Origin of the sequence: Nocardia sp. NPDC050718, from assembly GCF_040654235.1 — a bacterium.
Taxonomy (GTDB): Bacteria; Actinomycetota; Actinomycetes; order Mycobacteriales; family Mycobacteriaceae; genus Nocardia.
In genome coordinates, this window is record NZ_JBFAHQ010000003.1 from 206,312 (window position 1) to 226,858 (window position 20,547).

Below are 20,547 nucleotides of genomic sequence, written 5' to 3' on the forward strand. Positions count from 1 at the left end.
GTTGGGGGCCCGCCGGTGTCCACTGGGTGGGCTCGGGGAGGCCGGGGGGTGGGCCGGAGCCGTCCCAGCGCAGGGTGGGTGGGAGACCGGTGCTGCCGGGCGTCCACACCGTGGTGGGATCGGGATTGGGCTGTCCCGGAGCGGGATCCGCCGGTGTGGGAGCGCCCGGGGGCGGGTTCACCGCACCGGGACGCTGCCACTGCGCGTCGGATGGGTCGGGAGCGCCGGAACCGCCGAATACGGTCGGGTCGTTGCGCCGGTCGTCGGATCCACTGCTCACTGTCATCCCCTACTGACAAACGTCGTTCGGGGCGCAACCCTAGCGGGCGACGGCCTCCGATGCCGAGATGCCGTGGCCGGTGTCGGCCGACGGCCGCTTCGGCGGGGCGCCGACCAGCGTCAGCAGGGTGGCCTCCGGGCGGCAGCAGAATCGGTAGGGCGCCCACGGCGAGGTGCCGATGCCCGCCGAGACGTGCAGCTGGGTGTGCTCGCCCCACTGCGAGGCGCCCTTCACCCGCGACTTGTCGATGCCGCAGTTGGTCACCAGCGCGCCGTAACCGGGCACCACCAGCTGCCCACCGTGCGTGTGGCCGGCGAGCACGAGGTCGTAGCCGTCCTCGGCGAAGCGGTCGAGCACCCGGGGCTCGGGCGAGTGGGTGACGCCGATGCTCAGCTGCGCGAGCTGGTTGGGCGCGCCCGCGACCGTGTCGTAGCGATCGCGCCGCAGGTGCGGGTCGTCGACGCCCGCGCTGGCGATACGGATGCCCGCCACCTCGAGGTCGCGACGGGTGTGGGTCAGATCCAGCCAGCCGCGTTCGGTGAACGCCGCGCGCAGATCCTGCCAGGGCAGCGGGTCACCGTAAACGCGGCGATGATCCTTCTTGAAATACTTCAGCGGATTCTTCGGCACCGGCGCGAAATAGTCGTTCGAACCGAACACGAACAGACCGGGACGGGCCAGCAGCGCACCGAGTGATTGCACGACGGCGGGCACGGCCTTGGGGTGCGAAAGATTGTCGCCGGTATTCACGACCAGGTCGGGTTCGAGCCGGTCGAGTTCGCGCAGCCACTGCTGTTTGAGCTGCTGGCCCGGCATCATGTGCAGGTCGCTGACATGCAGAATCCGCAGCGTCGGTGAGCCGGGCGCGAGGACCGGCATGGTGGCTTCACGCAGGACGAACGCGTTCCGTTCGATCAGCGTGGCGTAGCCGATTCCGGCGACGGCGGCCCCGGCGGCTCCCAACGCGGTTCGGCGGACAGCGGACGTCGAGATAACGGGCATTTGCCCAGCATAGGCGACCCCCTCCCGGAACGGCGCGTGTGTTTCCGCACAAACGGTCGGAAATTCGGTTGCGATGAAAATGTGATGGGACTCCGCCGGGTGAACAGCTAGCGTGAGGCGCATGTCGGAACTGAAATCGCAACTGCGCGCGGATATGACCGCCGCGATGAAAGCCAAGGACACTCTGCGTCTGTCGACCCTGCGGATGCTGCTCGCCGCGATCCAGAACGCCGAGGTCTCGGGAGCGCAGGCGAGGGAACTCTCCGATGCCGACGTCGTCTCCGTGTTGCAGAAGGAAGCCAAGAAGCGCAACGAGTCGGCGCTGATCTACGAGCAGAACGGGCGTGGCGAGCTGGCCGCCAACGAGCGCGCCGAGGAAGAGATCATCGAGGAGTACTTGCCGACGCAGCTGACCGAGGCCGAGGTGGCCCAGGTGGCCGACACCGCGATCGCCCAGGTCGCCGAGGAGATCGGCGAGCGGCCGGGGATGAAGCAGATGGGTCAGGTCATGAAGGCGGCCACCGCGCTCGCCGAGGGCAAGGCCGACGGTTCGCGGCTGTCCGCGGCGGTCAAAGCCCGCCTCTGAGCAGTCGGACAACGAACAGGGCCGCCGTCCCGAAGGACGGCGGCCCTGTTCGCGTTCCTAACGCGGCACCGGGATCGGGATCGGTGGCAGGCGCGGGATCTGCGGGAGACCGGGCAGCGCGGGCGCGGGCGCGGCCGGCGGCGGCGTAGTCGGCACCGGCACCCGGACCGAGCCGTCGCTGATGTAGATCGTGACGACCGAGCCGGGGATGGCCATGCCGTTCGGCGAACTGCCCATCACGGTGCCCTTGGCCTGCGAGCCGGGGCTGGTCACCGCCGACACCTGGAATCCGGCGCCGGACAGGATCGAGGTTGCCTCGCCCTGCGACTTGCCCGCCACATCCGGGACCTGGGAGTTGTTCGCGCCACGGACGTACTTGTCGTCCACCGGCGGCAGGCCGGGCGGCGGGAACCGGTCGAGGACCGGCTTGATGGCGTTGAACCAGGTGCGCGCGGGTTCGTTACCGCCGAACAGGCCCGCGGCGTTGCTGGCGCCACAGTTGCGCAGCGGGAACGAGCAGATCTCGCCGGGGGTCGGGCTGTCGCCGTAGACGTAGACCGCCGAGGCCAGCGAGTTGGTGAAGCCGAGGAACGCCGAGGAACGGTGGCTTTCGGTGGTGCCCGTCTTGCCCGACATCGGCGCGGCCCAGCCCGCGGCCCGCGCGGCGCCCGCCGCGGTGCCGCTGACGTCGTCCTTGCTCATCGCGTTGGCGAGGGTGTTGGCCAGACCGGGGTCGACCACCTGCTCGCACGCCTGCTGGGTGAGCGGAACGGCCTTGCCGCTGCGGTCGACGACCTCCTTGATCGGCGAGGGCGGGCACCACTTGCCACCCGAGCCGATCGTGGCGGCCACGTTCGACAGCTCGAGCGGGTTCAGCGCGAACGGGCCGAGGGTGAACGAACCCATGTTGTTGTTCTTGATGTGGTCGGCCAGGCTGGTGTTGCCGTGTCCGGAGGTCCCCGGCTCGGTGTAGGTCCGCATGCCGAGGCGCACGGCCATGTCCACCGCGGCGGCCACGCCGACGTCCTGGATCATCTTCACGAACGTGGTGTTGGGCGAGGTCGCGAGCGCGTCGGTCACCGACATCGACCCCGGGTAGTTGCCCGCGTTCTTGACGCACCACGAGTCGGCCGGGCAGCCCGGCGAGTTCGAGTAACCCATGCCCTTGGCGGCGTAGGTGCCCGGCACGTCCACCTGGGCGGCGATGCCGAGGCCCTTCTCCATCGCGGCGGCGGTGGTGAAGAGCTTGAAGATCGAGCCCGCGCCGTCACCGGCCATCGAGTACGGCTGGCCGAGCAGCGTCTGGTTGGCGTCGCGGTCGAGGCCGTAGGTGCGGCTCGACGCCATCGCGAGGACAGGGTGCGAGTCCTGGCCGGGCGCGATCACCGACATGACCTCGGCGATGTTGTCGAGGTTGGGGTCGGCCTGCTCGTTCACCGAGCGCTTCACCGACTCCTGCAGGACCGGATCGAGCGAGGTCTTGATCAGGTAGCCGCCCTTGTCCACCTGCTCGCGGCTGATGCCCGACTCGGCGAGGTACTGCAGCGCGTAGTCGCAGAAGAAGCCCTTGTCGTTGGCGGCGATGCAGCCGCGCGGCAGGCCCTTCGGCTCCGGCAGCACACCGAGCGGCTCGGACTTGGCCTTGCGGAACTCCTCCGCGCGGTTGGGGATGTTCTGGATCAGCGTGTCGAGCACCGTGTTGCGGCGATCGGTGACGCCCTGGACGTTGGTGTACGGGTTCAGCTTGGAGCTGGACTGCACCATGCCCGCCAGCATCGCCGACTGGGTGACGTTCAGGTCGGCGGCATCGACGCCGAAGTAGGTCTGCGCGGCGTCCTGGATGCCGTAGGAGCCGTTGCCGAAGGGCACCAGGTTCAGATAGCGGGTGAGGATCTCGTCCTTGCTCAGCTCGCGGTCGAGGGTGAGCGCCATCCGGATCTCGCGCAGCTTGCGCGCGGGGGTGGTCTCGATCGCGGCCCGGCGTTCGACGTCGGTCTTCGCGACGACGAGCAGGTTGAAGTTCTTCACGTACTGCTGGTCGAGCGTGGATGCGCCCTGCTGCACCTCACCGGAGGAGGTGTTGGTGAGGAACGCGCGCAGCGTGCCCTGCCAGTCGACGCCCTTGTGGTCGGCGAAGCGCTTGTCCTCGATGGACACGATCGCCAGCTTCATGTTGTTGGAGATGCGATCGCTCGGCACCTCGAACCGTCGCTGCTCGTAGAGCCAGGCGATGGGCGCGCCGTTCGCGTCGACCATGGTCGAGACGGCCGGGACCGTGCCTTCGACCAGTTCGGCTGACACGTTGTCGACGGCATCGGCGGCTCGGTTGGAGATGAACCCGAATCCACCGGCCAAGGGGAACAACAGCCCGGCGACTAGCACGGAGGCCAGCGCGCAGCTGCCGGCCAGCCTCGCGAGCGTTTGAGTGATCGGCACCCGCCCAGCCTAAAGGGTGGGGTGGCGGTGTTCACGGCTGTGCTGCTCGACAGGTGATGTCCGGTCGGTGCCAGGGGGGTTGCTCGGGCGTGTCAACAAAATGATCACATCGGCGTGTCGCGCCCGGCCACGCCGGTGAACAGCAGGACTGCCCGGTCGGATCCCTGATTTGAATGGACGGCCGTACCAAAAAATCGGGGGGTGGTCTTGCGCAAGCGCCATACCTTTACCTAGATTGAGAACCCAGTGTGATAGAGCTAACACTCAAAGTGGAATGTGGTGCGGACCGCAGCGGTAGTTGGGTTGCTGTGATCCGCGCTCGCGATTCTGGAGCGCCGCACAACGGTGTTCGGACTGCAAAGGGGCACATCAAAATGCACATCACAACCCCCATCGCTCGACTGGATGTAGAGCAGGCCGAGGCAAGGATCGCTTGGGTTGCCCAGGCGCGATGCAAGGAAGTGGACCCTGATCAGCTGTTCGTTCGTGGTGCGGCGCAGCGCAAGGCGGCGACGATCTGCCGCCATTGCCCGGTGTTGATGCAGTGTGGCGCCGACGCGCTGGACAACCGGGTGGAGTTCGGAGTGTGGGGCGGGATGACGGAGCGGCAGCGGCGCGCGCTGCTCAAGCAGCATCCCGATGTGACGTCGTGGGCCGACTTCTTCCAGGCCCAGCGCCAGCACCAGGTGGCGATCTAGCAGGCGAGACCGCAGCGTTATCACAAACGGCGCCGAGACCGCTGGGTTTGCGGAATCGGCGCCGTTGGCGAGTGTTACGAAATTGTGAGCTATAGCTGAAATGTCTGAATCGAGCTCTGGATTCGGACCGGACAGCTCAGACCGCGGCGGGTTTGCCCGCCAACTGGTCACCGACCGCACGCAACGCCTCCAGGTCGGAGACCTCGAACGGCAGCGCGGTAACCGAAACGATCGGGACCCGCGGATGGGCGCCGGTGAAGCGATGCAGCAACCGCTGTTCCCGCTTCGCCGTCGCCACCCGCTCGGCGTGGATGCGCAGCACCGACGCGGCGAGCGGGTCCGTCCCATCGAGCTGATCGGCGGCGGTCAGCGCGTGATCGGCGGACAGTCCCGACAGCGCGGGGTGGGTCCGGTTCAGCACCAGGCCGGCCAGCGGCATCTGCTCGGTGGACAGCCGGTCGACGAAGAACGACGCCTCCCGCAGCGCGTCGGGTTCGGGCGCGGCGACCACCAGGAAGTGCGTGCCCGGCTTCGACAGCATCGCGAAGGTGCGCTCGGCCCGGTCCTGGAAACCGCCGAACAGCGACTCCAGCGACTGCAGGAACGTTGAGGCGTCCTTGAGCATCTGGCCGCCGACGATCGTCGAGACACCGCGCATCGCCAGGCTCATCGCCCCGGTGACGAACCTGCCGACGCCGCGACCCGGCGCCATGATCAGCCGGATCATCTTGCCGTTGAGGAAGTTGCCGAGCCGCTTGGGCGCGTCGAGGAAGTCCAGCGCGTTGCGCGAGGGCGGAGTGTCGACCACGATCAGGTCCCACTCCTTGTGCCCGGCCAGCTGACCGAGCTTCTCCATCGCCATGTACTCCTGCGTGCCGCCGAAGGACGAGGCCACCGTCTGATAGATCGGGTTGGCGAAGATCTGCTCGGCCTTCTCGGCGCTGGTGTGCTCGAGCACCATGTCGTCGAAGGTGCGGCGCATGTTCAGCATCATCGCGTGCAGCTCGCCGGGCACCTCGGGACCGAGATCGACGCGCTGCGGGGTGTTGTCCAGCTCGGCGACGCCGAGCGACTGGGCCAGCCTGCGCGCCGGATCGATGGTGAGCACCACGACCTTGCGACCCGCCTCCGCGGCCCGCAGCGCGATCGAGGCCGCTGTCGTGGTCTTGCCGACGCCGCCGGAACCGCAGCAGACGATCACGCGGGCCGTCGGATCGGCGATGATCCGGGAGACATCCAGCGGGGGCGTGGTGGTCACTTGCTCGCTCATCGCACTCCCTGCGCGGATAGCTGTTCTGCCAGTTCGTAGAGTCCGCCCAGGTCCATGCCTTCGCCGAGGGCGGGCAGGTGCAGCTGGGGCACGTCGACCCGCGCCAGTTCGGCGGCGCTCTCGTCCTGCGCGGTCAGCATGACGGCGTGGTCGACGGTCTCGGTGAGCAGACCCGCGAAATCCTCGTCGGGCAGCGTGATTCCGGCCTTCGCCAGACTGGCGGCGATGTCGGTGGTGTCGAGCTCGCCGCGCACGGCCAGCGCGCGATCGACGGCGGTGAGCCGGGATTCGGCCGCCCGGTTGACGATCACCGTGCCGATCCGCAGGTCGTTGGCCGCCAGCTCGGCGACCGCGTCGGCGGTCTCCTGCACCGGCAGTGCCTCGAGCAGGGTGACCAGGTGGATCATCGTCTGGTCCGAATGCAGCAGCTTGGACACGCCCTCGGCCTGCGAGGCGATCGGGCCGCCCTTGGCGATCTCGGCCATGGCCTGGGTGACGTCGAGGAAGCTCGCGATCCGGCCGGTCGGCGGCGCGTCGACGACGATGTCGTCGTAGGCGGGCTTGCCGTTCTTGTCGGCGCGCACCACGCATTCCTTGATCTTGCCGGTGAGGATCACGTCGCGCAGACCGGGCGCGATGGTGGTGACGAACTCGATCGCGCCCATCCGGCGCATCGCCCGGCCCGCGAAGCCGAGGTTGTAGAACATGTCGAGGTATTCCAGGAACGCGTGCTCGATGTCGAGGGCGAGGGCGAACACCTCACCGCCGCCGTCGGCACTGGCGATCTGGGTCTCGGTGGGTGGCAGCGGCGGCCGGTCGAACAGCTGCGCGATGGACTGACGGCTCTCCACCTCGACCAGCAGCACTTTGCGTCCCCCCGCGGCCAGGGCGAGCGCGAGTGCGGCCGAAACGGTCGACTTGCCGGTGCCTCCCTTGCCGGTGACGTAGTGCAAGCGGGCGGTGGCCGCGCGCTGTGGCCATCCGGTCGACGGTTCGGGAACCGACGAAACCGGCTCTGCTGTTGGTGCTCCCACGTGGCCGAGCCTATAACCCGTTTCTCGGCGGCGGTCGGGGTGCGCCCTAAACTCACACCATGAGTGAAGTCACCCTGTGGGAGTACGCCACCGTGCCGCTGCTGACGCACGCGACCAAGCAGATCCTCGACCAGTGGGGCGCCGACGGCTGGGAGCTGGTCACGGTGCTGCCCGGCCCGACCGGCGAGCAGCACGTCGCCTACCTGAAGCGGCAGAAGTAGCCGTGGCCACCGCGTGGAAGGACGCGCTCGATCGGCTCGGGGTCACCCTGCCGCCGGTCGCCGCTCCCGTCGCGGCCTACATCCCGGCCGTGCGCACCGGTTCGCTGGTGTACACCTCCGGCCAGCTGCCCTTCGTCGACGGTGAGCTGTCGGCGGTCGGCAAGGTCGGCGCGGACGTCGATGTGGAGCAGGCCAAGGAGGCCGCGCGGCTGTGCGCGCTGAACGCGCTGGCCGCCGTGCACGATCTGGTCGGGCTCGACCAGGTGGTGCGGATCGTCAAGGTCGTCGGGTTCGTCAACTCCGCACCGGGATTCACCGATCAGCCGATCGTGATCAACGGCGCCTCGGAGTTCCTCGGCGAGGTCTTCGGCGAGGCGGGCGTGCACGCGCGCTCCGCGGTGGGTGTCTCGGAACTGCCGAAGAACACTCCCGTCGAGGTGGAATTGATCGTCGAGGTCGGATAGGCAGCCGTCATGGCACTGGAACATCCCGCGTACGGCCAGGTCAGGGCGGTCACGCCGACGGCATCGGTTCTACTGGCGGACAATCCGTCGCAGATGACGCTCGACGGCACCAACACCTGGCTGCTGCGCGCTCCCGGCAGCGACGACTACGTGGTCGTCGATCCGGGGCCGAAGGACAAGAAGCACACGGCCGCGATCGTCGCGGCCACCGGCGGCCGGGTGGCGCTGACCCTGATCACCCATCACCACCCCGATCACACCGGCGGCATCGATCACCTGGTGAAGGCCACCGGGACGCCGGTGCGTTCGGTGGATCCGAGCTACCTGCGCGGTGAGGTGAGCGCGCTGGTGGCCGGCGAGGTCGTCGAGGCGGCGGGCCTGCGGATCACCGTGCTCGCCACCCCGGGCCACACCGCCGACTCGGTGAGCTTCCTGCTCGACGACGCGATCATCACCGGTGACACGGTGCTCGGCCAGGGCACGACTGTCCTGGCCTCGTCACCGGGCGCGCTCGCCGACTTCCTCGGCTCGCTGGAGCTGCTGCTCGAGCGTGGCGCTGGCAAGGCACTGCTGCCCGCGCACGGTCCCGATCATCCCGACGCGGCCCCGGTGGTGCGGTACTACCTGAACCACCGGCGTGAACGGCTCGAGCAGATCCGCGCGGCGCTGGTCGAATTGGGCCAGGACGCGGGTGCTTTCGAGGTCGTCCGCAAGGTGTACGCCGATGTGGACAAACGGCTGTGGCCCGCCGCGCGTAGCTCGGTGAAGGCACAGCTGGAATATCTGCGGGCCGAACGCGGGGCCTGAGCCCGGGCCGGCGGCCGACGTGCGGTGATCCGCGCGTCGGCCGCCGGCCTGCGCGACAGACCTGCTGAAACGACGACGGCACGCCGGAACCACAGTGGTGCGGACGAGGCCCTCTTCCTGCGGAGCCGCACCGGTGGTCCCGGCGTGCCGAGACGTCGACGAACTGACTACTCGCCTCAGCGAGCGCGACGTGCGAGCCGCTCGGAATCCGAGATCAGCACGCTCTTGCCCTCGAGGCGCAGCCAGCCGCGATGCGCGAAGTCGGCCAGCGCCTTGTTCACGGTTTCACGGGAGGCGCCGACCAGCTGGGCGATCTCTTCCTGGGTGAGGTCGTGGGTCACGCGCAGCGCGCCCGCTTCCTGGGTGCCGAAGCGCTGAGCGAGCTGCAGCAGCGCCTTGGCGACGCGACCCGGCACGTCGGTGAAGATCAGGTCGGCGAGATTGTTGTTGGTGCGGCGAAGGCGTCGGGCCAACACGCGCAGCAGCTGCTCGGCGATCTCGGGGCGCTGATCGATCCACGCCTTGAGCGCGTCACGGTCCATCGTCACCGCGCGGACCTCGGTGACCGTGGTGGCGGTCGAGGTACGCGGGCCCGGGTCGAAGATCGACAGTTCACCGAACATGTCGGACGGACCCATGATGGTCAGCAGGTTTTCCCTGCCGTCCGGGGACCGACGGCCGATCTTCACCTTGCCCGAGGTGATGATGTACAGCCGGTCGCCGGGTTCGCCCTCGTTGAAGATGACGTGGCCGCGCGGAAAATCTACGGGCTGCAGCTGCTTGGCGAGCGCGGCCACCGCGGTGGGCTCGACGCCTTGGAAGATGCCTGCTCTGGCGAGGGCCTCGTCCACGAATGTGCTCCTTATGGGATATGGCTTGCGAACCTGGTCGAGCGAATCGACCAACAGCGCAGTCTACGCGGCATCACAGCAGCACAGTGACAGACACCACGTAAAGAGTGGATTGCGCACTGTGCGCGGAGTGTGAACGGGCGGTTGTGCCCAGGGTGGAACGATGATCAGCTGGCCCGAGCGACGTCCATTTCGGCGGTCCGTGAGCGGCGCTTGCGCATCCGCGCGACCGCGGCGGGGAGGCCGAGCTTCGTCAGCTCTTTCACTTCGGCGTTGCTGGCGTTGTCCAGGTACTGCTGAACCTCTTCGTCGGGTTCGAGAAGCTTTCGGAGCCGATTCTCGACCCGCTCCATCCCCAGCGCGAACAGCATCAACAGCACTGGGAAGAGCACCACAGCGAGTCCTTGCATGACAGGCAGTAAACACGGTCCAGGTCTCAGATGGAACACAGGCGGCAAACTGGCCACCCGATGTTGTCGTAGCGGTTCCGTATGGTGGACAGGTGCCCGTCTCCCCCTCCACCGCGGCCGCAGGCGACGCCGAAACGGCCGCGGCGCCCACCGGTATCTCCGCGGCGCGCAAGCGCAAGAACCGTGCGATAGCTGCGGAAACGCGGATCGGTTTGGTTCGGCGGGCACGCCGGATGAACCGCACCCTCGCCGCGGCCTTCCCCGACGCGCACTGCGAGCTGGATTTCACCACTCCGCTGGAGCTGGCCGTGGCGACGATCCTGTCGGCCCAGTGCACCGACGTCCGCGTGAACCTCACCACTCCCGCGCTGTTCGCCAAGTACCGCAGCGCGCGCGACTACGCCGAGGCCAACCGGGCCGAGCTGGAGGAATACATCCGGCCGACGGGGTTCTACCGGAACAAGACCAGTTCGCTCATCGGGCTCGGCCAGGCGCTGGTCACCGAATTCGACGGTGAGTTGCCTCACACCATGCCGGAACTGGTCAAGTTGCCGGGCATCGGACGCAAGACTGCGAACGTCATCCTCGGTAACGCCTTCGATGTGCCGGGAATCACGGTCGACACCCATTTCGGCAGGCTGGTGCGCCGCTGGAAGTGGACCGAGGACGAGGATCCGGTCAAGGTCGAACACGCGGTCGGCGAGCTGATCGAGCGCAAGGAGTGGACGATGCTCTCGCATCGGGTGATCTTTCACGGTCGCCGGGTGTGTCATGCGCGCAAGCCGGCGTGCGGCGCCTGCGTGCTCGCCAACGATTGCCCGTCGTTCGGGATCGGGCCGACCGATCCGGTGGCCGCCGCCGATCTGGTCAAGGGGCCTGAGCGCGAGCACCTGCTCGATCTGGTCGGCCTGTGAGTGATCCCGCCGAACCGTCGCCGGTGCGACGGCCCGCGGTCCGCTGGGCGCTGGCCGCGCTGATCCTGGTCGTCGCCGCGGCGGTGGCGCTGTGGCCGCGTGGTGGTTCCGAGAACGCGGGCCCGTCCACGCCGCTGGCCGAGCAACCGGCGACCGCGTCGGCCGAGCAGCGGGCCGCGGCGGGTCTGGCGCCGTGCCCGGCCCCGGCCCAGCCGACCGGATCGGGTCCGCTGGCCGGGATCACCCTGAACTGCCTCGCCGACGGCGCGCCCGTCGATCTCGCCGCCGCGCTCGGCGGCAAGCCCGCGCTGCTCAACCTGTGGGCGTACTGGTGTGGTCCGTGCGCTGTCGAGCTGCCCCACCTGCAGGAATTCGCGCAGCGCGCGGGCTCGCAGCTCACCGTGCTCACCGTGCACAGCGATCCCGACGAGGTGAAGGCGCTGTCGCGGCTGGACGGCCTGGGCATCACGCTGCCCGGAATCGAGGACCCGCGGGCGAGCGTGCGCACCGCCGTCGGGGCGCCCGCGGTACTCCCGGTGTCGGTGCTCGTGCGCGCGGACGGCACGATTGCCAGTGTCGAGGTTCGCACGTTCGCCGATGTCGCCGACATCGCCGACACGGTGGCCGAGGAGCTCGGCGTTCGGATCGCGGTATGACGAAGGACGTTGTGATGAACGGTGTACTACGGCTGGACGAGTCCGGCCTCCCGTCCTGGCTGACCGCCGCGATCCGGCACGGTGGCCCCGATGCCGACGACACCCTCGCCACCTCTCGCGCGCTGCGCCGGGCCATGTCGATCACCGGCAAGCCGCGCCAGGCCGCCGTGCTGGTGCTGTTCGGCGGCTCGCCGGAGGCAGACTCCGCCGCGCCGGGCGGGCTGCCCGCCGACGCCGACGTGCTGCTCACCCAGCGCGCGTCCACCATGCGGCAGCATCGCGGCCAGGTCGCGTTCCCCGGTGGCGCCGAGGACCCGGGCGACGACGGCCCGATCGGCACCGCGCTGCGCGAGGCCGCCGAGGAGACCGGCCTCGATCCGGCGGGCGTGCAGCCCTTCGCGATGCTGCCGAAACTGTTCGTTCCGCCGTCGAAGTTCGACGTGACCCCGGTCCTCGGCTACTGGCGAGCACCGAGCGCGGTCGGCGTCGTCGATCAGGCGGAAACCGAGCGTGTCGTCCGTGTTCGGCTGACCGAATTGCTCGATCCGGCACACAGATTCATGGTGCGTGGCAGTCTCGGCTACCAGAGTCCCGCGTTCCAGGTCGACGGCATGCTGGTCTGGGGGCTCACCGGCGGTATCCTCGCCGGAATCATCAAAACGGCTGGGTGGGAAAGAGACTGGGATCGGGGCGACGTGCGTGACTTGGAGAGCTCGTTGGCTGCGGTCGGAATGACCCTGTGAGCCCGTCGGTATGGCTCGATATCGCGGTGGTGCTGATCGCGTTGGTCGCGGCGTCCACCGGCTGGCGGCAGGGCGCGGTGGCCTCGGCGCTGGCGTTCTTCGGCGTCGCGCTCGGCGCCGTCGCCGGCATTCTGATCGCGCCACACATCCTCAAGCACCTCAGTGAGGGGCGCAGCCGGTTGCTCGGCGGCATCCTGCTGATCGTGCTGCTGGTGATCGTCGGTGAGGTCGCGGGCATGGTGCTCGGCCGGGCCGCGCGCACCGGTATCCGGCATCCTGCCGCGCGCAGCGTGGACAGTGTGGTCGGTGCCGTCCTACAGGCGGCGACCGTGCTGGTCGCGGCGTGGCTGCTCGCGCTGCCGCTGGCCACCGCGTCCCAACCGGGGGTCGCGGCCGCCATCAACGGGTCGCGAGTGCTCGCCGACGTCAACTCGGTGGCGCCACAGTGGCTGCGCAAGCTGCCCAACGAATTCTCCAAGCTGCTCGACACGTCCGGGCTGCCGGATGTCATCGGGCCGTTCGGCCGGGCGCCGATCGCCGCGGTCGAGCCGCCGGACGCGAGCGTGCTCGCCAGTCCGGTCGCGGCTTCGCTCCAGCAGAGCGTGTTGCGCATCCGCGGTGTCGCGCCCAGTTGCCAGCGGGCGCTCGAGGGCTCCGGCTTCGTCGTGGCGCCGGAACGGGTGATGACCAACGCGCACGTCGTCGCGGGCACCACGAGCGTGTCGGTCGACACCGCGCGCGGGCCGATGGAGGCCAGCGTGGTGCTGTTCGACGCGTCCAAGGACATCGCGGTCCTCGCGGTGCCGGGTCTGACGGCGCCGGTCGTGCCGCAGGCGCCGGAGGCGGCGAGCTCGGGGGAGAGCGCGATCGTGCTCGGCTACCCCGGCGGCGGCCCGTACACCGCCAGCGCCGCCCGTGTCCGCGAGACCCTCGACCTCACCGGCCCGACGATCCACGAGGATGGTGAAATCACGCGTGAGGTGTACACCGTGCGCGGTCAGGTCAGGGCCGGCAATTCGGGCGGACCGCTGGTCGACACCGAGGGCCAGGTGCTCGGCGTGGTCTTCGGCGCGGCAGTCACCGACGACGACACCGGCTACGTGCTGACCCTGCGCGAGATCGCCCCCGAACTGGCGGCCGCGCAGACCAGCGGGAGCCCGGTTCCCACCGGTGGGTGCGTCCTGAACTGAGCGCGGATCGTCCCGGGCGGCCGCCGGCTGCCCGGGACGAACTCGGTCAGGGGGAGACCAGGCCGTCCTTGGGCGAGCCGTTGACGCCGTTCTGTTCGCGCCAGCGGGTGGTCAGCACCTCGTTGACCTTGCCGGGGTTCTCCTGGTGCGCGTAGTGCCCCGCGCGCGGGATCGACACCAGCGTCCGATCCGGCGACAGCCGCGCCCCACGGTGGAACGTGGTCGGCAGCAGGTAGGGATCGTGCTCGCCGCGCAGCCCGAGGACCGGGATGTCGATCGGCGTGCGCATGGTGGCCATGAACCGCTTGCCGTCGGGCCGCCACTGACTGCGGAAGGCCCAGCGCTGGTATTCCAGCGCGCTGTGCGCGGCGCCGGGAATCCGGATGGCGGTGCGCATCCGGGCCGCGGTCTCGGCGAATTCGGCCGTGCGTGACCAGGATTCGCCGACCCGCTCGCGCAGCAGCCGCTCCACCTCGGCGCCGTCGCGGCGGGTGAGCAGGTGCTCCGGGTAGCGCGGCAGCTGGTAGCGCAGGAAATCCGGCAGCCAGGTGCGGCGCTGCGCCGGATCACGCAGGACCGCGCTCTTCAACGCCGCCGGGTGCGGCGAACTCACCAGGGCGATCGAGCGGACCAGCCGGGGATGCAGCACGGCGGTGGCCCAGCAGACCAGGCCGCCCTCGGCGTGCCCGACGAGCGTGGCCTCGGTGTGGCCGAGCGCCCGGATCAGGCCGGCGATGTCACCGGCGAGGGTCCAGCCGTCGTAGCCGCGCGGTGGTTTGTCGGTGTCGCCGTAGCCGCGCAGGTCGACGGCGACGGTGCGGTACCCGTGCTCGGTGAGCCCGGTCAGCTGGTGCCGCCACGACCACCAGAAGTCGGCGAAGCCGTGCAGCAGCAGCACCAGCGGGGCATCCGCGCGGTCCGTTCCGTCGGCTTCGACGACGTGGAAGCGGATCCCGTTGGCGTGCACGTCCCGGTGGGTCCACGGTCCGTCGTAACGGACGCTGGACGGATCCGGGAATGAGTTGGACGACACGCCGATCGAGCCTAGTAGGCGGGTCCGGCCGTCGCGACCGGGCCCGCCCGGCGCGTCATCGACGGGTCGACTTCTCCAGCGCGGGAGCGGGCTCGCTGTGGGTGAGCGCCGCGGGCAGCACCTCGGCGGTCTGCTTGAGCGAGTTGATCGTCTTCTCCGGTGCCCGCAGCTTGCGGACCTTGAGCCAGCCGAGCAACGCGAGCAAGGCCGTCGTGATCACCATCAGCACGAACACGATCAGGAACGCGGCCCAGCGGTACAGCCACACGTCCAGCAGTTCGGCGAGGAAGAAGAAAAAGAAGAACGAGCTGAACAGCAGCACGGTCAGCGCGAGAATGAAGAACACGCTGCCGGTGAGTCCCTTGCGGACCTCGGCGGTGACCTCGGCCTTGGCCAGCGCGACCTCGGCGCGGACCAGTGTGGACATCTGTTCGGTCGCATCGCGGACGAGGCTGCCGAAACTCGCCGATCCGGGCGGGTTGGCGTCGGTCAACGGGATGGAAGTGACCGTGCGACCGTCATTTCCGCCTTGGGTGTAACTCACTTCGTCGACCCTTCTCCCTGTCCTGGCACTACTAGGCCTCACTGTCCGGTTGTAGCTCGTCCGCTTCGCGGCGCGCCTGGTGCACACGTCCTCGGCGCAACAGTAGCGCCGATCCGAGCAGCGATGCTGCCATGGAGGTCACCAGGACGGCGGCCTTCGCCAGATCGATGGCGTCGTCACCGACATCGGCCAGGGCGAGTTCCGCCACCAGCAGGCTAACGGTGAACCCGATCGCGCCCAGTACCGACAGGGCGAACATGTCGCGATATTCCAGCCCCACCGGTCGTTTCGCGACGCCGAACCGGATCGCGAGCCAGCTGATCCCGAAGATGCCGATGGTCTTGCCGAGCAGCAGTCCGAGGATGATCGCCAGCGACAACCGGTCGGTGAACAGCGAGCCGAACACCGCGGCGTCGAGCGGAACACCGGAGGCGAACAGCGCGAACAGCGGCACGCAGATGCCCGCCGAGATCGGCTGCACGACATGCTCGAGATGGGTGGCGGGCGCCATCTTCTCGCCCGGGTCCTTGCGCACTCTGGTGAGCAGTCCGAGTGCCACACCGGCCAGCGTCGGATGGATGCCCGCCTCGTGCAGCGCGTACCAGCAGAGCAGCGCGACCGGCAGATAGAACAGCGGTGTGTGCAGCCGCTGCCGCTGCGCCAGCGCCCACGCCGCGCAGCAGGCCAGCGCGACCCCGAGCCACAGCATCGACAGCGACGCGGTGAACAGCACCGCGATGAGGATGATCGCGAGCAGATCGTCGACCACGGCCAGGCTCAGCAGGAACACCCGCGCGCTGGCGGGAATGCGCGAGCCGGTCATGGCGAGGACCGCGAGTGCGAAGGCGATGTCGGTGGCGACCGGGATCGCCCAGCCGCTGTCCATCCCGGGCACGCCGTGCCCGACCGTGATCGCGATCAGCGCTGGGGTGACGACACCGCCGACGGCGGCGATGATCGGCAACGCGGCCCGTTTCGGGTCGGCCAACTCGCCGACGACGAACTCGCGCTTGAGCTCCAGCCCGGCGACGAAGAAGAAGATCGCGAGCAGCCCGTCCTTGGTCCAGTCGGCCAGGGTGAGATCCAGGTGCAGCGCGGGGATGCTGAGCCGGGTGTCGACCATCGTCTGATAGCTCGCGCCCCAGGGTGAATTCACCCAGATCAGCGCGACGGCGGCGGCGATGAGCAGCAGTGCGCCACCGACGGTCTCGGTGCGGAGATAGCGGGTGAGCTCGGAACGAACACGGGTGATCACAGGGGGCCTTCCGGCGGGGTCGACGGCGCTGCGGGCGCTCATCCACCCGGCGGTACCTGGAGATTCACGACCGCATGCCGACCAGTCTTCCCGGCACACCTGAACGCAATTCTAACGGACACGGCCGGTGACTTCCGACGCCACCGGCCGTATCCTGCGCGTTCGCGGCGCGTCCCGCCTCAGTTGCCGCCGGCCCGAATCGCCTCGAAAACGCCCGGATCGACCAGGGTCGAGGTGTCGCCGAGTTCGCGGCCCTCGGCCACGTCGCGCAGCAGCCGTCGCATGATCTTGCCGCTGCGGGTCTTGGGCAGCTCGGGCACGATGTGGATCTCGCGCGGCTTGGCGATCGGGCTGATCTCCTTGGCCACCTCGGCCTTCAGCTCGTCGACCAGGCCGTCGCCTGCTCGGCCCGCCGAGTCACCGGTGAGGATGACGAAGGCGACGATGCCCTGCCCCGTGGTCGCGTCGCTGGCGCCGACGACGGCGGCCTCGGCCACGGCCGGGTGCCCGACGAGCGCGGACTCGACCTCGGCGGTGGAGATGCGGTGGCCGGACACGTTCATCACGTCGTCGACCCGGCCGAGCACCCAGAGGTCACCGTCGGTGTCGAGCTTGGCGCCGTCGCCCGCGAAGTACCAGCCCTGCTCGGCGTAGCGCTCCCAGTAGGTGGCCCGGTACCGCTCCATGTCGCCCCAGATGCCGCGCAGCATCGACGGCCACGGCTTGTCCAGCACCAGGTAGCCGTTGGCCTCGGTCTCGCCGAGCTGGACCGGCTTGCCCTCCTCGTCGACCACCGTCGCCGAGATACCGGGCAGCGCGCGCATGGCCGCGCCCGGCTTGGCCGCGGTGACGCCGGGCAGGGGGGAGATCATGATGGCGCCGGTTTCGGTCTGCCACCAGGTGTCGACGATGGGGGTTGTGTAGGCGCCGATGACGTCGCGGTACCAGCGCCAGGCTTCGGGGTTGATGGGTTCGCCGACGGAGCCGAGCAGGCGCAGGGTGGTCAGGTTGTGGGCGTCGGGGATCTCGCGTCCCCATTTCATGAAGGTGCGGATGAGGGTGGGGGCGGTGTAGTAGATGGTGACGCCGTATTTTTCGATGATCTCGAAGTGGCGGTGTTCGGTGGGGGAGTTGGGGGTGCCTTCGTAGACGACCTGGGTGGCGCGGTTGGCGAGGGGTCCGTAGACGATGTAGCTGTGTCCGGTGACCCAGCCGATGTCGGCGGTGCACCAGTAGACGTCGGTGCCTGCTTTGTGGTCGAAGACGTTGTGGTGGGTGTAGGCGGCTTGGGTGAGGTAGCCGCCGGTGGTGTGCAGGATGCCCTTGGGTTTTCCGGTGGTGCCGGAGGTGTAGAGGATGAAGAGGGGGTGTTCGGCGGGGAAGGCCTGCGCCTCATGGGTCGGCGAAGCGGTGCCGACGGTTTCGTGCCACCACAGATCGCGCCCGTCGGTCCACGGCACCTCGGTACCGACCCGGCGCACGACGAGCACGTGCTCCACCGAGGACGGCACGTCGCCCTTGGCCGCGAGCGCCTCGTCGACGGCCTCCTTGAGCGGGGCGGGCTTGCCGCGCCGCCATTGCCCGTCGGTGGTGATGATCAGCCGGGCCTCGGCGTCGTCGACGCGCTGCCGCAGGGCCGTCGGGGAGAAACCGGCGAACACCACCGAATGGGTGAGTCCCAGCCGAGCACAGGCCAGCATCGACACGATCGCCTCGGGCACCATCGGCATGTAGATCGCCACGCGATCACCCGCCTCCAGGCCGAGCTCGGTCAGGTAGTTCGCGGCGCGGGAGACCTCTTCGAGCAGTTCGCGATAGGTGATGTCGCGCGAGTCGCCGGGTTCGCCTTCCCAGTGGATGGCGATCTGGTCGCCGTGTCCGTCGATGACGTGGCGGTCGACGCAGTTGTAGGCGACATTGAGCTCGCCGTCGGCGAACCAGCGCGCGACCGGGGCGTCGCTCCAGTCCAGTACCTGGGTGAAGGGCGTGTGCCAGTGCAGGCGGTTCGCCTGTTCGGCCCAGAAGCCGTCACGGTCGGTCTCGCCGCGCTCATAGAGGTCGGCGCCCGCGTTGGCGGAGGCGGCGAACTCCGCGCTCGGGGGATACGAATCCTGGTGTCCTGCAGCGGTTTCGGTCATGTCGAATCAGCCTCACATGCCTGGTGCGGTCGGGTCGGTCGCGCGGGGCTCACCCCTGCTCCCTCGAGCGTAGTCAACCCGGTCGCGCTGTCGTCGACGTTGTGTCGGCAAGGTTTCGGCATGGTCAATCGGCGCCGGTTCATCCGATGACTTCGCGGACAGACCGGCCGGTCGCGGGCTATCGTTTTAAATCAACCGTTCAGCTGATGGTTCCGAGAATTGTTCATTTTTTTCTGCCGAGCATGAGGGGCTCGGCATTTTTTCCTGCGTTTCCGTCGAGTAACCGTACTGATACATGTGAAGCGAAAAAGGCTCGGTTCACTGAAAAACCGGGCCGAAGTGGCTAACCTCCGAGCGTTATGCCACGGGAATCGAACCGGGAGAGAGCGTTGAGATTCATCAGAGCGACCGCGCTGATCGCAGCGGGCCTGGCGGCCACAAGCCTCGGCCTGACCGCGTGCTCGTCCGACGACAGTGCCGACGCGAGCATCGTCACCACCAACGCGGGGGAACCGCAGAATCCGTTGGTACCGACCAACACCAACGAGAACATGGGCGGTCGCGTCGTCGACCGTTTGTTCGCCGGGCTGAAGTACTACGACGCCACCGGTGAGGCGCACGACGAGATGGCGGAGAAGATCGAGACCGCCGATCGCAAGTCGTACCGGATCACCATCAAGCCGAACTGGAAGTTCACCGACGGCACCACGGTGACCGCCAAGTCCTTCGTCGACGCATGGAACTACGGCGCGCTCGCCTCCAATGCTCAGCTGCAGAGTTACGTGTTCACCCCCATTGTCGGATTCGACGAGGTGAATGCCGAACAGCCCAAGGCGCAGACGATGTCGGGCCTGAAGGTGGTCGACGACCGCACTTTCACCGTCGAACTCAAATCCCCCTCGATCGATTTCGAGAGCGCGCTGGGCTACGCGCCGTTCTATCCGCTGCCCGACGCCGCCTTCAAGGACATGAAGGCCTTCGGCGAGAAGCCGATCGGCAACGGCCCCTACGCCTTCGGCTCATGGGAGCACAACGTCAAGATCGACTTGACCCCCAACCCGGATTACCCCGGCGGCCGCCCGGCCAAGAACAAGGGCCTGCGGTTCGTCATGTACCAGTCCTTCGACACCGCCTACGCCGATCTGCAGGCGGGCAATCTCGACACCCTCGACACCATTCCCGACAGCGCGCTGACCTCCTACAAGAGCGACCTGGGCGACCGCGCGATCACCAAGCCGACCGCGCAGAACCAGCACATCGGCATCCAGACCAGCGTGCCGCATTTCGCCGGCGAGGAAGGCGTGCTGCGCCGCAAGGCGATCTCGATGGCGATCAACCGCCCGCAGATCATCGACAAGATCTTCAACGGATTGCGCATTCCCGCCCGCGATTTCACCGCATCGACGCTGCCCGGCTTCGACGGCAACCTGCCGGGCTCGGAAGTGTTCGACTACAACCCCGACCAGGCCAAGAAGCTGTGGGCGCAGGCCGACGCGATCTCGCCGTGGTCGGGTAAGTACACGATCACCTACAACTCCGACGGCGGTCACCAGGCCTGGATCGAGGCCGTGGCCAACAGCGTGAAGAACACCCTCGGGATCGACGCGGTGGCCAACCCGGTGCCCACGTTCAAGAACGTGCGTGACGCGGTGAACGCCAAGACCATCGGCACCGCCTTCCGCTACGGCTGGCAGGGCGACTACCCGACGATGATGCAGTTCCTGTCCTCGCAGTACTACAGCTACTCCGACACCAACAACGTCGATTACAACAACCCGGAGGTGGACCGCCTCTTCGACGCCGCCATGGCCGCGCCGACGCAGCAGGAGTCCTACAAGCTGATCGCCCAGGCGCAGACGATCATGATCAAGGACATGGCCGACATCCCGGTGTTCGACTATGTCGCCGCCGCGGGCCGATCCGACCGGGTGACCAAGGCCGAGCTGGCCTGGAACGGTCTGTTCGACTTCGAGAACATCGAGAAATAACACTCGGAACTGGGCCGGGCCACGGTA

Annotated in this window: 20 protein-coding genes; 10 read left to right on the plus strand and 10 right to left on the minus strand. The window is 68.4% G+C overall.

Annotated features, from left to right (window positions below; translation table 11 throughout):
* Positions 1 to 319 precede the first annotated feature (319 nt).
* A complete protein-coding gene (locus tag AB0H54_RS15295; protein ID WP_357345999.1) occupies positions 320 to 1,282 on the minus strand; it encodes a metallophosphoesterase in 963 nt (320 codons plus the stop codon).
* 121 nt (positions 1,283 to 1,403) lie between these two features.
* On the opposite strand from AB0H54_RS15295, the gene AB0H54_RS15300 reads away from it, so the two are divergent.
* Positions 1,404 to 1,868 carry a GatB/YqeY domain-containing protein gene (locus AB0H54_RS15300; RefSeq protein WP_357346001.1) on the plus strand — a complete coding sequence of 155 codons (465 nt, stop codon included), beginning with the start codon at positions 1,404 to 1,406 and terminating at the stop codon, positions 1,866 to 1,868.
* A gap of 57 nt (positions 1,869 to 1,925) precedes the next feature.
* Here AB0H54_RS15300 and AB0H54_RS15305 read toward each other — a convergent pair whose 3' ends face one another.
* A complete protein-coding gene (locus tag AB0H54_RS15305) occupies positions 1,926 to 4,304 on the minus strand; it encodes a transglycosylase domain-containing protein (RefSeq protein ID WP_355280924.1) in 2,379 nt (792 codons plus the stop codon).
* Between the two features lie 374 nt (positions 4,305 to 4,678).
* On the opposite strand from AB0H54_RS15305, the gene AB0H54_RS15310 reads away from it, so the two are divergent.
* Positions 4,679 to 5,002, plus strand: a complete 324-nt coding sequence (locus AB0H54_RS15310) for a WhiB family transcriptional regulator (protein WP_019044565.1) — start codon at positions 4,679 to 4,681, stop codon at positions 5,000 to 5,002.
* A gap of 136 nt (positions 5,003 to 5,138) precedes the next feature.
* Here the strand turns inward: AB0H54_RS15310 and AB0H54_RS15315 are convergent, their stop codons facing one another.
* The gene (locus AB0H54_RS15315; RefSeq protein WP_355280922.1) at positions 5,139 to 6,272 is read right to left on the minus strand and encodes an ArsA family ATPase; all 1,134 of its coding nucleotides are present in this window, start codon (positions 6,270 to 6,272) and stop codon (positions 5,139 to 5,141) included.
* Positions 6,269 to 7,306, minus strand: a complete 1,038-nt coding sequence (locus AB0H54_RS15320; RefSeq protein ID WP_357346004.1) for an ArsA-related P-loop ATPase — start codon at positions 7,304 to 7,306, stop codon at positions 6,269 to 6,271. The genes AB0H54_RS15315 and AB0H54_RS15320 overlap by 4 nt, the downstream gene beginning before the upstream one ends.
* Before the next feature lie 59 nt (positions 7,307 to 7,365).
* On the opposite strand from AB0H54_RS15320, the gene AB0H54_RS15325 reads away from it, so the two are divergent.
* The 3 genes from AB0H54_RS15325 to AB0H54_RS15335 are packed head-to-tail and all read left to right on the plus strand — an operon-like array spanning position 7,366 to position 8,798.
* The gene (locus tag AB0H54_RS15325; RefSeq protein ID WP_019044568.1) at positions 7,366 to 7,527 is read left to right on the plus strand and encodes a DUF4177 domain-containing protein; all 162 of its coding nucleotides are present in this window, start codon (positions 7,366 to 7,368) and stop codon (positions 7,525 to 7,527) included.
* A 2-nt stretch (positions 7,528 to 7,529) separates the two neighbouring features.
* Positions 7,530 to 7,991, plus strand: coding sequence for a RidA family protein (locus AB0H54_RS15330; protein WP_357346006.1), 462 nt, complete (start codon positions 7,530 to 7,532; stop codon positions 7,989 to 7,991).
* Between the two features lie 9 nt (positions 7,992 to 8,000).
* Positions 8,001 to 8,798: an MBL fold metallo-hydrolase gene (locus AB0H54_RS15335; RefSeq protein ID WP_357346008.1), complete on the plus strand. Its 798-nt coding sequence runs from the start codon at positions 8,001 to 8,003 to the stop codon at positions 8,796 to 8,798.
* A gap of 176 nt (positions 8,799 to 8,974) precedes the next feature.
* On the opposite strand, the gene AB0H54_RS15340 is transcribed toward AB0H54_RS15335, so the two are convergent.
* Positions 8,975 to 9,649: a Crp/Fnr family transcriptional regulator gene (locus tag AB0H54_RS15340; protein WP_019044571.1), complete on the minus strand. Its 675-nt coding sequence runs from the start codon at positions 9,647 to 9,649 to the stop codon at positions 8,975 to 8,977.
* Between the two features lie 167 nt (positions 9,650 to 9,816).
* Entirely contained in the window at positions 9,817 to 10,059 is a 243-nt protein-coding gene (locus AB0H54_RS15345; RefSeq protein WP_255587266.1) for a hypothetical protein, read from the minus strand.
* Positions 10,060 to 10,214: 155 nt separating this feature from the next.
* Between AB0H54_RS15345 and nth the strand changes: the two genes are divergently transcribed.
* Genes nth through AB0H54_RS15365 form a run of 4 tightly spaced genes read left to right on the plus strand, consistent with a single transcriptional unit; the run spans position 10,215 to position 13,562 of the window.
* Positions 10,215 to 10,973 (plus strand): endonuclease III, encoded by a 759-nt coding sequence (gene nth, locus AB0H54_RS15350; protein WP_355281019.1) that lies wholly within the window; start codon positions 10,215 to 10,217, stop codon positions 10,971 to 10,973.
* A complete protein-coding gene (locus AB0H54_RS15355) occupies positions 10,970 to 11,629 on the plus strand; it encodes a TlpA disulfide reductase family protein (RefSeq protein WP_357346011.1) in 660 nt (219 codons plus the stop codon). Before nth ends, AB0H54_RS15355 begins: the two co-directional genes overlap by 4 nt.
* A gap of 14 nt (positions 11,630 to 11,643) precedes the next feature.
* Positions 11,644 to 12,372: a CoA pyrophosphatase gene (locus AB0H54_RS15360; RefSeq protein WP_355280912.1), complete on the plus strand. Its 729-nt coding sequence runs from the start codon at positions 11,644 to 11,646 to the stop codon at positions 12,370 to 12,372.
* The gene (locus tag AB0H54_RS15365; RefSeq protein ID WP_355280910.1) at positions 12,369 to 13,562 is read left to right on the plus strand and encodes a MarP family serine protease; all 1,194 of its coding nucleotides are present in this window, start codon (positions 12,369 to 12,371) and stop codon (positions 13,560 to 13,562) included. Before AB0H54_RS15360 ends, AB0H54_RS15365 begins: the two co-directional genes overlap by 4 nt.
* Positions 13,563 to 13,608: 46 nt before the next feature.
* Here AB0H54_RS15365 and AB0H54_RS15370 read toward each other — a convergent pair whose 3' ends face one another.
* The 4 genes from AB0H54_RS15370 to acs form a co-directional block, all read right to left on the minus strand.
* Positions 13,609 to 14,595: an alpha/beta hydrolase gene (locus AB0H54_RS15370; RefSeq protein WP_355280908.1), complete on the minus strand. Its 987-nt coding sequence runs from the start codon at positions 14,593 to 14,595 to the stop codon at positions 13,609 to 13,611.
* Between the two features lie 55 nt (positions 14,596 to 14,650).
* Complete coding sequence (locus tag AB0H54_RS15375; protein ID WP_355280906.1) at positions 14,651 to 15,139, minus strand: phage holin family protein; 489 nt, start codon at positions 15,137 to 15,139, stop codon at positions 14,651 to 14,653.
* 31 nt (positions 15,140 to 15,170) lie between these two features.
* Entirely contained in the window at positions 15,171 to 16,436 is a 1,266-nt protein-coding gene (nhaA, locus tag AB0H54_RS15380; RefSeq protein ID WP_357346014.1) for a Na+/H+ antiporter NhaA, read from the minus strand.
* Between the two features lie 137 nt (positions 16,437 to 16,573).
* The gene (acs, locus tag AB0H54_RS15385; protein ID WP_357346016.1) at positions 16,574 to 18,532 is read right to left on the minus strand and encodes an acetate--CoA ligase; all 1,959 of its coding nucleotides are present in this window, start codon (positions 18,530 to 18,532) and stop codon (positions 16,574 to 16,576) included.
* A 359-nt stretch (positions 18,533 to 18,891) separates the two neighbouring features.
* Between acs and AB0H54_RS15390 the strand changes: the two genes are divergently transcribed.
* On the plus strand, positions 18,892 to 20,520 hold the full coding sequence (locus AB0H54_RS15390) for an ABC transporter substrate-binding protein (protein WP_357346018.1): 1,629 nt from the start codon (positions 18,892 to 18,894) through the stop codon (positions 20,518 to 20,520).
* Positions 20,521 to 20,547: the final 27 nt, after the last annotated feature.

Coding starts and splice junctions, on each gene's coding strand:
- AB0H54_RS15295 (WP_357345999.1), bottom strand. CDS start 1,282: ATGCCCGTTATCTCGACGTCCGCTGTCCGCCGAACCGCGTTGGGAGCC.
- AB0H54_RS15300 (WP_357346001.1), top strand. CDS start 1,404: ATGTCGGAACTGAAATCGCAACTGCGCGCGGATATGACCGCCGCGATG.
- AB0H54_RS15310 (WP_019044565.1), top strand. CDS start 4,679: ATGCACATCACAACCCCCATCGCTCGACTGGATGTAGAGCAGGCCGAG.
- AB0H54_RS15315 (WP_355280922.1), bottom strand. CDS start 6,272: ATGAGCGAGCAAGTGACCACCACGCCCCCGCTGGATGTCTCCCGGATC.
- AB0H54_RS15325 (WP_019044568.1), top strand. CDS start 7,366: ATGAGTGAAGTCACCCTGTGGGAGTACGCCACCGTGCCGCTGCTGACG.
- AB0H54_RS15335 (WP_357346008.1), top strand. CDS start 8,001: ATGGCACTGGAACATCCCGCGTACGGCCAGGTCAGGGCGGTCACGCCG.
- AB0H54_RS15345 (WP_255587266.1), bottom strand. CDS start 10,059: ATGCAAGGACTCGCTGTGGTGCTCTTCCCAGTGCTGTTGATGCTGTTC.
- AB0H54_RS15360 (WP_355280912.1), top strand. CDS start 11,644: ATGAACGGTGTACTACGGCTGGACGAGTCCGGCCTCCCGTCCTGGCTG.
- nhaA (WP_357346014.1), bottom strand. CDS start 16,436: ATGAGCGCCCGCAGCGCCGTCGACCCCGCCGGAAGGCCCCCTGTGATC.
- acs (WP_357346016.1), bottom strand. CDS start 18,532: ATGACCGAAACCGCTGCAGGACACCAGGATTCGTATCCCCCGAGCGCG.
- AB0H54_RS15390 (WP_357346018.1), top strand. CDS start 18,892: ATGCCACGGGAATCGAACCGGGAGAGAGCGTTGAGATTCATCAGAGCG.